The organism is Pseudomonas sp. P5_B3 (assembly GCF_056400405.1).
This window is the reverse complement of sequence record NZ_JBFULI010000016.1, coordinates 88,280-101,887: the sequence shown is the minus strand read 5'-3', so window position 1 is coordinate 101,887 and position 13,608 is coordinate 88,280. Positions and strand designations below refer to the sequence as shown.

12 protein-coding genes are annotated in these 13,608 nt (G+C 60.5%); 10 read left to right on the top strand and 2 right to left on the bottom strand.

The window, feature by feature from the left end; translation table 11 throughout:
- Positions 1-417: 417 nt before the first annotated feature.
- Complete coding sequence (locus AC1DRN_RS12455; RefSeq protein WP_223463904.1) at positions 418-1,893, bottom strand: inorganic phosphate transporter; 1,476 nt, start codon at positions 1,891-1,893, stop codon at positions 418-420.
- A gap of 377 nt (positions 1,894-2,270) precedes the next feature.
- Positions 2,271-2,471, bottom strand: coding sequence for a hypothetical protein (locus AC1DRN_RS12450; RefSeq protein ID WP_007986337.1), 201 nt, complete (start codon positions 2,469-2,471; stop codon positions 2,271-2,273).
- 692 nt (positions 2,472-3,163) lie between these two features.
- Here AC1DRN_RS12450 and pcaR point away from each other — a divergent pair.
- The 10 genes from pcaR to pcaD all read left to right on the top strand — a co-directional run bounded on the left by pcaR (position 3,164) and on the right by pcaD (position 13,607).
- Positions 3,164-4,006, top strand: coding sequence for a pca regulon transcriptional regulator PcaR (pcaR, locus tag AC1DRN_RS12445; RefSeq protein WP_150718587.1), 843 nt, complete (start codon positions 3,164-3,166; stop codon positions 4,004-4,006).
- Between the two features lie 123 nt (positions 4,007-4,129).
- Positions 4,130-5,476: a 4-hydroxybenzoate transporter PcaK gene (pcaK, locus tag AC1DRN_RS12440; protein WP_223463903.1), complete on the top strand. Its 1,347-nt coding sequence runs from the start codon at positions 4,130-4,132 to the stop codon at positions 5,474-5,476.
- A 268-nt stretch (positions 5,477-5,744) separates the two neighbouring features.
- The gene (locus AC1DRN_RS12435; protein WP_020798340.1) at positions 5,745-6,602 is read left to right on the top strand and encodes a CoA transferase subunit A; all 858 of its coding nucleotides are present in this window, start codon (positions 5,745-5,747) and stop codon (positions 6,600-6,602) included.
- The gene (locus AC1DRN_RS12430) at positions 6,602-7,381 is read left to right on the top strand and encodes a CoA-transferase subunit beta (protein WP_223463902.1); all 780 of its coding nucleotides are present in this window, start codon (positions 6,602-6,604) and stop codon (positions 7,379-7,381) included. Before AC1DRN_RS12435 ends, AC1DRN_RS12430 begins: the two co-directional genes overlap by 1 nt.
- A complete protein-coding gene (pcaF, locus tag AC1DRN_RS12425; protein ID WP_457266126.1) occupies positions 7,378-8,583 on the top strand; it encodes a 3-oxoadipyl-CoA thiolase in 1,206 nt (401 codons plus the stop codon). Before AC1DRN_RS12430 ends, pcaF begins: the two co-directional genes overlap by 4 nt.
- A 37-nt stretch (positions 8,584-8,620) precedes the next feature.
- Positions 8,621-9,325, top strand: coding sequence for a protocatechuate 3,4-dioxygenase subunit beta (pcaH, locus tag AC1DRN_RS12420; protein WP_223463901.1), 705 nt, complete (start codon positions 8,621-8,623; stop codon positions 9,323-9,325).
- A 1-nt stretch (position 9,326) separates the two neighbouring features.
- Positions 9,327-9,893, top strand: a complete 567-nt coding sequence (pcaG, locus tag AC1DRN_RS12415; RefSeq protein ID WP_223463900.1) for a protocatechuate 3,4-dioxygenase subunit alpha — start codon at positions 9,327-9,329, stop codon at positions 9,891-9,893.
- Between the two features lie 195 nt (positions 9,894-10,088).
- Positions 10,089-11,393, top strand: a complete 1,305-nt coding sequence (locus tag AC1DRN_RS12410; protein WP_223463899.1) for an MFS family transporter — start codon at positions 10,089-10,091, stop codon at positions 11,391-11,393.
- Positions 11,394-11,438: 45 nt separating this feature from the next.
- Positions 11,439-12,803: a 3-carboxy-cis,cis-muconate cycloisomerase gene (locus AC1DRN_RS12405; protein ID WP_223463898.1), complete on the top strand. Its 1,365-nt coding sequence runs from the start codon at positions 11,439-11,441 to the stop codon at positions 12,801-12,803.
- 12 nt (positions 12,804-12,815) lie between these two features.
- Positions 12,816-13,607 (top strand): 3-oxoadipate enol-lactonase, encoded by a 792-nt coding sequence (gene pcaD / locus AC1DRN_RS12400; RefSeq protein ID WP_223463897.1) that lies wholly within the window; start codon positions 12,816-12,818, stop codon positions 13,605-13,607.
- Position 13,608: the final 1 nt, after the last annotated feature.

Sequence of the window (13,608 nt, the reverse complement as noted above, 5' to 3'; positions counted from 1 at the left end):
CTGTCACCCAAGCACCACCCACCTGGTTTTGCGATGCTGGATAACTGATGACATGAACGGCCAACCGGCCTGACGACAACCCTGGGCTCTCACACGGCTGCAAGGCCGTTCCCCTAATTAGGGTCGTTGGGCATCGATTCTCATCGAGGCGCGGGGGCCACAACCCCAACTCAGACGCCGGATAGATGAAAGCAAGCCAAACACGACATCAACAACAGTATTGCAGAAAAGGGGGTAACCATAGATGTGAGAGCGAGCTTGCTCGCGATGAGGCCATAACATTCAGCATCTATATTGGCTGTAAGGCCGCTATCGCGAGCAAGCTCGCTCCCACAGTGATTTGTGGTGTGGCGAAGATTTTGGCAATAAAAAAGGCGCGGTCCTTGCGGAGCGCGCCTTTTTTCGTTTGGCCGCCTATCAGCTGCCAAGGGCCTTCGAAGCCAGCCAGAACAACCCGGCCGACAGGGCCACGGTGGCTGGCAGGGTCAATACCCAGGCCAGCAGGATGGTTTTGACGGTGCCGCCTTGCAGGCCGCTTTTGTTGGCGACCATGGTGCCCGCCACGCCCGAGGACAGCACGTGGGTGGTGGAAACCGGCAGGCTGAAGATGTTCGCCATGCCGATCAGGCTGGCAGTGGTGATCTGCGCCGACATGCCTTGGGAGTAGGTCATGCCTTGCTTGCCGATCTTCTCGCCAATGGTCAGTACCACGCGTTTCCAGCCGACCATGGTGCCCAGGCCCAAGGCCAGTGCAACCGCCAGGATTACCCAGAACGGCGCGTATTCGGTGGTGGTGGTCAGGTCTTTGCGCAGCTTGTCCAGGTCGGCCTTTTCACGAGCCCCGAGAGTTGGCAACTTGCTGACTTTCTTCGCGGTGTCGTCCAGGCAGAGCAGGTAGCGACGGACTTCGATACGGCTTTCCGCCGGCAGCGAGTGATAGTCGGCTACACCCTTGAGGGTGTCGAGCAGGGCGGCGATGGTCGGTTCGGTCTGTTGCGGGTTGCAACGGAATTTCTCCGGCAGATCGCCATTCAGGCTCTTGCCCAGGGCCAGGAACTCGCCCAGGGTTTCGGCATTGCGCTGGTAGAACTGGCTCAGGTGCAGCGTGGCGTCGCGGGTCCGCTCGATCTGATAGGTCGTGCTGTTCAGGTCGAGGACGAACTGGGCCGGCACGATACCGATCAGGACCAGCATGATCAGGCCGATACCTTTCTGGCCATCGTTGGAACCGTGCACGAAGCTCACGGCCATGGCCGAGATCACCAGTACCAGGCGATTCCAGAACGGCGGGTGTTTCTTGTCGTCGATCTTGCGGCGCTCTTCCGGCGTCTTGTGCATCTTCGACAGCGGACGCCACCATTTAAGACCGATCAGGATCAGTGCGGCGATCAGGAAGCCTGCCATTGGTGAGAATACAAGCGACATGCCGATATCGATTGCCTTCTGCCAGTTCACACCATCGGCCAACGGAATTTCGTTGATCAAGGCGTTCGCCAGACCCACGCCGAGGATCGAACCGATCAGCGTATGGGAGCTGGAGGCGGGGATACCGAAGTACCAGGTGCCCAGGTTCCAGGTGATGGCGGCGGCGAGCAACGAGAACACCATCGCCAGTCCGTGCCCGGTGTTCACATTGATCAGCAGTTCTACCGGCAGCAGGTGGACGATGGCATACGCCACGCCGACCCCGCCCAGCAGTACGCCGAGGAAGTTGAACACACCGGAGAAAAACACCGCCAGGTGAGGCGGCATGGCTTTGGTGTAGATAACGGTCGCCACCGCGTTAGCGGTGTCATGAAAGCCGTTGATGAACTCGAAGGCGAGGACAAAGGCCAGGGCGAGCAAGAGGCTCACAAGCACCCAAGCATCCAGTCCGCTGAATAAATCGATCATGAAGGTTTTCTGACCCGGTCATAAGGGGGCGCGATTATGCCAGAAAAGACCGCTAATCAATGCACTAGCTGCTCGTCGGTAACATTCTTCAACGAATTTTTTTGCCGCAGCACCTGAAAACCCACGGTTTTGCTGTGTTTTATAAGTCATTGATTTAATTTAAAAAATATACCGTCACAAAACCTTCGCGGCCCGGTAAGAGGGGCTTGAACGGTTGTGAGAAAAATCTGAGAAATAGGTCAGATACCGGAAATTTGCCGGATTCGACGACGGTGATGGCCGCTGCCCGCTCATGGCGGGCGCGAAAGGCAGCATCAATACACCCCCGCTTTTAACGGGTGCAGAGGCAGGCCTTTGTAAGGATCAGGCCAAAGCAGTCACGGCTCTTCGGCTTTGAGTTCCTTTTCCATTTTTTGAAGTTCTTGCTGGAAAACCTGATCCTGGACAGTGGCGCGTTTACGCCAGGGTTTGCGTTCCGGTTCGGGTTGAGCGGCGTAAGTGGTGACTTCTCCGCCGTAAACTTCCTTGTAGCGTTGTTCCTGGCGCTCTAGTTCCGCGCGCAGTTCGTCTTTCGTCACAGTGCTACCTGATTGAGTTGGGATAAATTCTGGTGAACACGCGCTGCATCAAATCGATTGATCACGTTCGTCGAATGGGCAATGCCCGTCAAGGCATCGTTTTGGCAACAGGGTGATCAATACTTCCATGTCACAGGCGGCCACGGCACCAGATATAAACAGCTGACGTAGCTTCAGTTTCCTGTATCGGCAAGCGCACTGGCAAGGCGGTTCAATGCGAGTCTGGCGCTTGCAACGGGCAACGGCGATGGAACATCGCATTGCCGGGTAGCGGGTTCGGCAAGTAAAAAACCGAAGCGCTACTGAATTGTATTATAGCGGCCGATTTGAAGAACACTATCTCCAAAGAGTTAAAAGCGGATCCCGGTGTGTGACCGTTTTGTTGCTCGAAATTTTACGATTAACTGGAACGCCGACGGGTACCACATTGCAGCGATGCCTGCCGGACGCCATATAGTTCGAACAAGTTACGGTATTTAGATTGCCCCATTAAGTCCTGTGTCGAGTCGATGTAAACAGCGGTTCGTGAGTCAGCGAAAAAATCGAACACCCGCGAATCGGGTGATTGACACGGTGGATTGCGATTATCGGTCGAGCGTTCGATAATCGCCCGAAGATGGCAGGCCGGGCTTGAGCGCCAGGCGGTAGCCCTTTGTAATAGTCGCTGATCCGAGTGGGTAACAGGACCTTGTATGAACGATCAAATGCGCAATTCCTTCACTTCAGTGGCTCCCCCCATCGTTGCTTCGCCGGCCAAGCGGATCCAGGCACTGACCGGCGACCCGGACTTCATGACGTCCCTGGCCCGTGGCCTGGCCGTAGTGCAGGCGTTCCAGGAGCGCAAACGGCACCTGACCATCGCCCAGATCAGTCACCGCACGGAAATTCCCCGCGCCGCCGTGCGCCGTTGCCTGCATACCCTGATCAAACTCGGCTACGCCACCACCGACGGCCGCACCTATTCGTTGCTGCCCAAAGTCCTGACCCTCGGCCATGCCTATGTGTCATCGACGCCGCTGGCGGTGTCCGCCCAGCCTTACCTGGACCGCATGAGCGAGCAACTGCACGAGGCCTGCAACATGGCCACGCTGGAAGGTGATGACATTTTGTACATCGCCCGCTCCGCAACCACCCAGCGCCTGATTTCGGTGGACCTGTCGGTGGGCGGGCGCTTGCCGGCCTATTGCACGTCGATGGGGCGGATTCTGCTGGCCGCGCTGGATGACACGTCGCTGGGCGAATACCTCGACCACGCCGAATTGCAGGCCAAGACCAGCCGCACGATCCACACCCCCGAGGCGCTGCTCGAATGCCTGCAAGAGGTGCGACAGCAAGGCTGGTGCATCGTCGACCAGGAACTCGAGCAAGGGCTGCGTTCAATTGCCGTTCCTGTGTATGACGCCTCCGGCCAGGTGGTTGCGGCCCTCAACGTTAGCACCCATGCGGGGCGGGTCAGCCGCAATGAGCTGGAGCAGCGTTTCCTGCCCGGCCTGCTAAGTGCCAGTCGCGACCTGAGTACGCAGCTGTTCACTTAAGGTGTTCGATAAACGCACAGAGTCGCGCTGGGTGAATTGACGCTGTTTCCCCCGGATCATTACTGTCGCGGCTTCGTCAGCATCTGCTGACACCGTTCGACAGCGATCCGTGGAATAAAAATAATGAACCAGCCTCAGTCTGCTGTAGGTAACTGCCTTGACGTGCAGTCCTTCATCAATGCTCAACCCATTTCGCGCTACCAATGGCGGGTGGTGATCCTGTGTTTCCTGATTGTCTTCCTCGACGGCCTCGACACCGCGGCCATGGGGTTCATCGCCCCGGCCCTGTCCCAGGACTGGGGTATCGACCGTGCCAGTCTCGGCCCGGTGATGAGTGCGGCGTTGATCGGCATGGTCTTCGGCGCACTGGGCTCCGGCCCTCTGGCCGACCGCTTCGGACGAAAAGTCGTACTGGTCGGTGCGGTGCTGTTGTTCGGTGCCTTCAGTCTGGCTTCGGCCTACAGCAGCAATGTCGATCAGTTGCTGGTGTTGCGCTTCCTGACCGGCCTGGGTCTGGGCGCCGGCATGCCGAATGCCACGACCCTGCTGTCGGAGTACACCCCGGAACGCAAAAAATCCCTGCTGGTAACCAGCATGTTCTGCGGTTTCAACCTCGGCATGGCTGGCGGCGGATTTATCTCGGCCAAGCTGATTCCGGCCTTTGGCTGGCACAGCCTGCTGCTGATCGGCGGGATTCTGCCGCTGATCCTCGCCGTCGTTTTGCTGCTCTGGCTGCCGGAGTCGGCGCGTTACCTGGTGGTACGCAATCGCGGTACGGACAAAGTGCGCAAGGCACTGGCGCCGATTGATCCGACGGTGGTGGCCCAGGCGTCCAGTTTCAGCGTGCCGGAACAGAAAACCGTGAAGGCGCGCAATGTGTTCGCGGTGATCTTCTCCGGCACCTATAGCACCGGCACCTTGCTGCTGTGGCTGACCTACTTTATGGGCCTGGTGATCGTTTACCTGCTGACCAGCTGGCTGCCGACGCTGATGCGTGACAGTGGCGCGAGCATGGAGCAAGCCGCTTTCATCGGCGCACTGTTCCAGTTCGGTGGCGTATTGAGTGCGGTGGGCGTGGGCTGGGCGATGGACCGGTTCAATCCGCACAAGGTCATCGGCATTTTTTACCTGCTGGCCGGGGTGTTTGCCTACGCGGTAGGGCAGAGCCTGGGCAACATCGCGCTGCTGGCGACCCTGGTGCTGGTGGCCGGGATGTGTGTCAACGGCGCGCAATCGGCAATGCCGTCGCTGGCTGCACGGTTTTATCCGACTCAGGGGCGGGCCACCGGGGTGTCGTGGATGCTCGGGATCGGCCGCTTCGGCGCCATTCTCGGGGCGTGGATGGGAGCGACGCTGCTGGGGCTGGGCTGGAATTTCGAGCAAGTGCTGACAGCGCTGGTGATTCCGGCGGCCTTGGCGACCACGGCAGTGGTGATCAAGGGCATGGTCAGTCATGCGGATGCGACCTGATTCCAGGGTTCAGAATTTTCAGCGAGGTTGAGGGCCTCATCGCGGGCAAGCCCGCTCCCACATGGATTACGCCATACCTTGTGGGAGCGAGCCTGCTCGCGAAGCTTTTGGGGATCGGTAGCCAAGCAACAATATGTTCGATAATCGAACGGTTAGTCGATTATCGGATTGTTTGGCGTTTTGCACGGGCTTAATCTTCAGTCATTCCGGCGCTGCGCATCGGCGCCTTCTTCCACTGTCGGTTAACAATAAATGGGAGCCTGCCCCAATGGCTGAAATCCTTTCGCTGCACGACGCGGTGAAGCAATTCGTAAACGACGGCGATACGGTCGCGCTCGAAGGCTTTACCCACCTGATCCCGACGGCGGCGGGTCACGAAATCATTCGCCAGGGCAAGAAAGACCTGACCCTGGTGCGGATGACCCCTGACTTGATCTACGACCAGTTGATCGGTGCCGGTTGTGCCCGCAAGCTGATTTTCTCCTGGGGCGGTAACCCGGGTGTCGGCTCCCTGCATCGCCTGCGTGACGCCGTTGAGAAGCAGTGGCCGCACCCGCTGGAAATCGAAGAGCACAGCCACGCCGACCTGGCCAATGCCTACGTTGCCGGCGCTTCCGGCCTGCCATTCGCGGTATTGCGTGCCTACGCCGGTTCCGACTTGCCGAAGGTCAACCCGCTGATCAAATCCGTCACCTGCCCGTTCACTGGCGAAGTGTTGGCCGCCGTGCCTTCGGTACGTCCGGACATTACCGTGATTCACGCACAGAAAGCCGACCGCAAGGGCAACGTGCTGCTCTGGGGCATTCTCGGTGTGCAGAAAGAAGCCGCGCTGGCGGCAAAGCGCTGCATCGTCACCGTTGAGGAAATCGTCGACGACCTCAATGCACCGATGAATTCCTGTGTATTGCCAACCTGGGCCTTGAGCGCTGTTTGCCACGTGCCTGGCGGCGCGCACCCGTCCTACGCCCACGGCTACAACGAGCGCGACAACCGTTTCTACCAGGCCTGGGACCCGATTGCCCGCGACCGTGAAACCTTCACCGCGTGGATCAATGAGTACATCCACGGCAGCGCTGACTTCAGCGAGTTCCAGGCCAAACTGGCCGCCGCTTCGGAGGCGAAGTAATGACTTACACCACCAATGAAATGATGACCGTCGCCGCCGCTCGCCGTCTGAAGAACGGTTCGGTGTGCTTCGTCGGCATCGGCCTGCCGTCGAAAGCGGCCAACCTGGCGCGCCTGACTTCCTCGCCTGATGTCGTGCTGATCTACGAATCGGGTCCGATCGGTGCCAAGCCGAGCGTACTGCCGTTGTCGATCGGCGACGGTGAACTGGCGGAAACCGCCGACACCGTGGTCCCCACCGGCGAGATATTCCGTTACTGGCTGCAGGGCGGGCGCATCGACGTCGGCTTCCTCGGCGCAGCGCAGGTCGACCGTTTCGGCAACATCAACACCACCGTAGTCGGCGATTACCACGCGCCGAAAGTGCGTCTGCCGGGTGCCGGTGGCGCGCCGGAGATTGCCGGTTCCGCCAAGAGCGTACTGATTATCCTCAAGCAATCGTCGCGCTCCTTTGTTGACAAACTCGACTTCATTACCTCGGTCGGCCATGGCGAGGGCGGCGATTCACGCAAGCGTCTCGGTCTGCCAGGCGCCGGTCCGGTCGGCATCATCACTGACCTGTGCACCATGGAGCCGGAGGAGGGTACCCACGAGTTCGTGGTCACCGCACTGCATCCGGGCGTGACCCGCGAGCAAGTGGTCGCCGCCACCGGTTGGCCGATTCGCTTTGCCGACAGTGTTGCGACCACCGCGGAGCCAACCATCGTGGAATTGACCGCGCTGCGCGATCTTGAAGCCCGCACCGCCGCCGCCCACGGCCAAGCCCCCGGAGAAGCCTGATGCGTGACGTTTATATCTGCGACGCGATTCGTACCCCCATCGGCCGTTTCGGCGGTGGTCTGTCGACGGTGCGGGCTGACGATCTGGCTGCCGTGCCGATCAAAGCCTTGATGGAACGCAACCCGTCGGTGGACTGGAGCGCCGTGGACGAGGTGTTCCTCGGCTGCGCCAACCAGGCCGGGGAAGACAACCGCAACGTCGCGCGCATGGCGCTGCTGCTGGCGGGCCTGCCGGAAAGCATTCCTGGTGTGACCCTCAATCGTCTTTGCGCTTCGGGTATGGACGCCATCGGCACCGCGTTCCGTGCCATCGCCAGCGGCGAGATGGAGCTGGCGATTGCCGGTGGCGTCGAGTCGATGTCCCGTGCGCCGTTCGTGATGGGTAAAGCTGATGCCGCGTTCTCGCGCAACATGAAGCTGGAAGACACCACCATTGGCTGGCGTTTTATCAACCCATTGATGAAAGCCCAGTACGGCGTGGACGCGATGCCGCAGACCGCTGATAACGTAGCCGATGACTACGAAGTTTCCCGCGAAGATCAGGACGCTTTCGCACTGCGCAGTCAGCAACGCACGGCCGCCGCGCAAGCTGCCGGGTTCTTCGCCGAAGAAATCGTCGAAGTGCGCATTGCCCACAAGAAGGGTGAAACCGTGGTCAGCCAGGACGAGCATCCTCGCGCCGACGCCACCCTGGAAGCCCTGACCAAACTCAAACCGGTCAACGGCCCCGACAAAACTGTCACCGCCGGCAACGCCTCCGGAGTAAACGATGGCGCGGCAGCGTTGATCCTGGCCTCGGCCGAAGCCGTGAAGAAACACGGCCTGACCGCCCGCGCCAAAGTGCTGGGCATGGCCAGCGCCGGTGTTGCGCCGCGGGTGATGGGCATTGGCCCGGTGCCTGCGGTGCGTAAACTGACCGAACGCCTCGGTGTGGCGGTCAGCGATTTCGACGTGATCGAACTCAACGAAGCCTTCGCCAGCCAGGGTTTGGCGGTGCTGCGTGAACTGGGGATCGCCGACGATGCGGCCCAGGTCAACCCCAACGGTGGCGCGATTGCCTTGGGTCATCCGTTGGGCATGAGCGGTGCGCGACTAGTGTTGACCGCGTTGCATCAGCTGGAAAAAACCGGTGGCAAGAAAGGCCTGGCGACCATGTGCGTCGGCGTCGGCCAGGGTCTGGCCTTGGCGATCGAACGTGTCTGACACGCCCCGTCGGCTAATAAGAACTGAGGAAAGTGTAATGACTGACAAGCCTGGATACCGTCGCCCGCAGGCGGGCACTCAGCCGGAATACCTGCACCCGACCTATCAATCCACCAACCTGCGCTCGCCGTCCAAGCCGTTGGTGTTTCTGCCCCATTCGTTGTCGGAAATCACCGGGCCGACCATCGGCGCCGAGTGCGTCAACGAGAAGGACAACGACCTGACTGCCCAGCATGAAGGGCAACCACAGGGTGAGCGCATCATCATCCACGGCCGTGTGCTGGATGAGAACGGTCTGCCGGTGCCGGGGATTCTGGTGGAGATCTGGCAGGCCAACGCCGCCGGTCGCTACGCCCATGCTCGCGACCTGCACGACGCGCCGCTGGACCCTAACTTCACCGGCACCGGCCGCACCGTGACCGACGCCGATGGCTGGTATCAGTTCCAGACCATCAAGCCCGGCGCCTATCCATGGGGTAACCACCACAACGCCTGGCGCCCGGCGCACATCCATTTCTCTCTGTTCGGACCGAGCATCCTGACGCGGCTGGTGACGCAAATGTATTTCCCGGGCGACCCGTTGCTGGCCTACGACCCGATCTACAACTGCGTGCCCGATACCGGCGCCAAAGAGCGCTTGATCGCCACGTTCGATCTGGAAAAAACCATCCCTTCCTATGCCCTCGGTTATCGCTGGGACATCGTTTTGCGCGGCCGCGACGCCACGCCGATGGAGAAATAAGATGACGCTGACTGCGACCACGTCCCACACCGTCGGGCCGTACTACCACATCGGCCTGACCTGGCTGAACCGCGAAAACCTGGCCGTCGAACAAACCCTGGGCGAGCGCGTGGCGATCACCGGGCAAGTGGTCGATGGCAACGGTGATGTCGTCAACGACGCAATGCTGGAAGTCTGGCAGGCCAACGCCGCCGGCAAATACGATCACCCGGAAGATGACCAGGACAAACCCCTGGACCCGAACTTCGAAGGTTTTGGCCGGGTGCCGGTGGATGCCGAAGGGCGTTTTCGCTTCACCACGATCAAGCCGGGCACGGTTGAAGGTTTGAAAGGCACGACCCAGGCACCGCACCTGGTGGTGCTGGTGTTTGCCCGTGGCCTGGTGAAGCACTTGCTGACGCGGATTTACTTTGATGGCGAAGCCGCCAACGTCGACGATCCATTGCTGGAGTGCGTGCCGGCCGAGCGTCGTAATACGCTGATGGCGAAGCAGGATGCGTTGGGCGTGTACCAGTGGAACGTGATTTTGCAGGGTACCGATGCCGAGACGGTGTTCTTCGACTATTAAGTGAACACCGCAAAAACCTGTGGGAGCGAGCTTGCTCGCGATGGCGTCGGAACATTCACCATTGATGTTGTCTGACCCGCCCCTATCGCGAGCAAGCTCGCTCCCACAGTGGATTTGCGTTGCTGATGCATCTGCGGAACGGGACTGTTGCAAAGTGTGTCTAGACTCTCACTGTCCCCTTTGAGTGAAAAAACAATGACAACACCCACGGCTCCTATAGCTCTTTATACGGGCGAAGAACGCAACAAGCGGATCTTCGCCATCGTCGGTGCTTCGTCCGGCAACCTGGTCGAATGGTTCGACTTCTATGTCTATGCCTTCTGCGCGATCTATTTCGCGCCGGCCTTTTTCCCGTCCGACAACCCCACGGTGCAGTTGGTCAACACGGCTGGCGTGTTTGCCGCCGGCTTCCTGATGCGCCCGATTGGTGGCTGGATTTTCGGTCGGTTGGCGGACAAGCACGGGCGCAAGAACTCGATGCTGATCTCGATTCTGATGATGTGCTTCGGCTCTTTGCTTATTGCCTGCTTGCCGACCTACAACAGTATCGGGGTCTGGGCGCCGATCCTGTTGCTGTTCGCCCGTTTGCTGCAAGGCTTGTCGGTGGGCGGTGAGTACGGCACCACCGCGACTTACATGAGCGAAGTGGCGCTCAAGGGCCAGCGCGGTTTCTTCGCCTCGTTCCAGTACGTGACCCTGATTGGCGGCCAGTTGCTCGCGGTGTCGCTGGTGGTGATCCTGCAACAGTTCCTCACCGAGGATGACYTGCGTGCCTACGGTTGGCGGATTCCCTTTGTGGTCGGTGCCATGGCGGCGTTGGTTTCGCTGTATCTGCGTCGTTCGCTTAAAGAAACTTCCAGCAAGGAAATGCGCGAAAACAAGGACGCAGGAAGCATCAGCGCGCTGTTTCGCGACCACAAAGCCGCGTTCATCACCGTACTGGGTTACACCGCCGGTGGTTCGCTGATTTTCTACACCTTCACCACGTATATGCAGAAGTATCTGGTGAACACCGCCGGCATGCCGGCCAAGACCGCCAGCTACATCATGACCGGCGCGCTGTTCCTCTATATGTGCATGCAGCCGGTTTTCGGCATGCTCGCCGACAAGATCGGCCGGCGTAACTCGATGCTCTGGTTTGGCGCCCTCGGCACGCTGTTCACCGTACCGATCCTGTTGAGCCTCAAAAGCGTGACAAGTCCGTTTCTGGCCTTCGTGCTGATTACCCTGGCGCTGGCGATCGTCAGTTTCTACACCTCCATCAGTGGCCTGGTAAAAGCCGAGATGTTCCCGCCGGAAGTGCGTGCACTGGGCGTCGGCCTGGCGTATGCGGTGGCGAATGCGATCTTCGGTGGTTCGGCGGAATACGTGGCCTTGAGTCTCAAGGCCGTGGGCATGGAAAACTCCTTCTACTGGTACGTGACAGTGATGATGGCGATAGCGTTCCTGTTCAGCCTGCGTCTGCCGAAACAGGCGAAGTATCTGCATCACGATCTTTGATCTTCACGCGTGGGCCGCAGCGGCCCGCGCCTCCAGGAATTGTTTATGAACCAGCGACCGGGCAATCAATTGTTCGATGCCTATTTCACTGCCCGCGATATGCGTGAGGTGTTCTGCGATCAGGGCCGGGTCCAGGCCATGCTCGATTTCGAAGCGGCACTGGCCCGGGCCGAAGCGCAGGTAGGGTTGATTCCGTCGAGTGCTGTCGCGCCGATTGAAGCGGCTTGCCGCGCCGGGCTTTATGACTTCGCTACGTTGGGCGAGGCGATTGCCACCGCGGGTAACTCGGCGATTCCGTTGGTCAAGGCACTGGGCAAACAGATCGCGGCCACCGATGCCGAAGCCGAGCGCTATGTGCATCTGGGCGCGACCAGTCAGGACGTGATGGACAGCGGCCTGGTGCTGCAACTGCGCCGCGCACTGGAACTGATCGAAAACCATCTGGCGCAACTGGGGCAGACGCTCGCGTCCCAGGCCCAGCGCTACGCGACCACGCCATTGGCCGGACGTACCTGGCTGCAGCATGCAACGCCGGTCACCCTCGGTATGAAAATCGCCGGCTGGCTGGGGGCGGTGACGCGCAGTCGTCAGCGCTTGGCCGAACTCAAGCCGCGCCTGCTGGTGCTGCAATTCGGCGGCGCGTCCGGAACCCTTGCCGCCCTGGGTGAACAGGCCATGCCGATTGCCCGGGCGCTGGCCGAAGAACTGCAACTGACCTTGCCCGATCAGCCGTGGCATACCCAGCGCGATCGCGTGGTGGAGTTCGGCGCCGCACTCGGTCTGATCGCCGGCAGTCTCGGCAAACTCGGCCGCGACATCAGTCTGCTGATGCAAACCGAGGCCGCCGAATTGTTCGAGCCTTCGGCGCCGGGCAAGGGCGGTTCTTCGACCATGCCGCACAAGCGCAATCCGGTGGGCGCGGCGGTGCTGATCGGCGCGGCGACGCGTGTACCCGGTCTGCTCTCGACGCTGTTCAGCGCCATGCCCCAGGAACACGAGCGCAGCCTCGGCCTGTGGCATGCCGAGTGGGAAACCCTGCCGGAAATTTGCTGCCTGGTGTCGGGCAGCCTGCAGCAGGCGTTGCTGATCGCTCAAGGCCTGGAAGTGGATGCCGGGCGCATGGCGCGCAACCTCGATTTGACCCAGGGACTGGTGCTCGCCGAAGCGGTGAGCATCGTGCTCGCGCAACGGGTCGGTCGCGATACCGCACACCATCTGCTCGAACAATGCTGCAAACGCGCGGTGGCCGAACAGCGTCACCTGCGTGCGGTCCTCGGCGACGAACCGCAAGTGACCGCCGAGCTGTCGGCGGCTGAACTCGATCATCTGCTGGACCCCGCTCATTACCTCGGTCAGGCCAAAACCTGGGTCGAGCGCGCGGTGGCTGAACATTCTGCATTGACTGCCTGAAGGAGACTTGCTGTGGCTTTTGTACAACTCGCCGAGGGCGAACTGCATTACCAACTCGATGGACCGGTCGATGCGCCGGTACTGGTGTTGTCCAATTCTTTGGGCACTGACCTGCACATGTGGGACGCGCAAATCCCGGCGTTCACCGAGCATTTTCGCGTGTTGCGTTTCGACACCCGTGGTCACGGCCAATCGCTGGTGACGCCGGGGCCTTACAGCATCGAACAGCTGGGTCATGACGTGCTCGCCTTGCTGGATGCCTTGCACATCGAGCGCGCGCATTTCTGCGGTCTGTCCATGGGCGGGTTGATTGGCCAGTGGCTGGGGATCAATGCCGGCGAACGCCTGAACAAGCTGATCGTGTGCAACACCGCGGCGAAAATCGGCGATCCGTCGGTGTGGAACCCGCGTATCGAAATGGTGCTGCGTGATGGTCAGGCGGCCATGGTTGCACTGCGCGATGCGTCGATTGCCCGCTGGTTCACCCCGGACTTTTCCGAAGCCAACCCGGCAGCAGCGAAGCAGATTACCGACATGCTCGCGGCCACTTCGCCAGAAGGCTATGCGGCCAACTGTGCGGCGGTGCGCGATGCCGATTTCCGCGATCAGCTGTCGTCGATCAAGGCGCCGCTGCTGGTGATTGCCGGTACCGAAGACGCCGTGACGCCACCGTCTGGCGGGCATTTCATTCAAGAGCATGTGCCGGGCACCGAGTACGCCGAGTTCTACGCCGCGCACTTATCCAACGTCCAGGCAGGCGATGCGTTCAGCGAGCGCGTGCTGGCGTTTCTGTCGGCTGATTGAG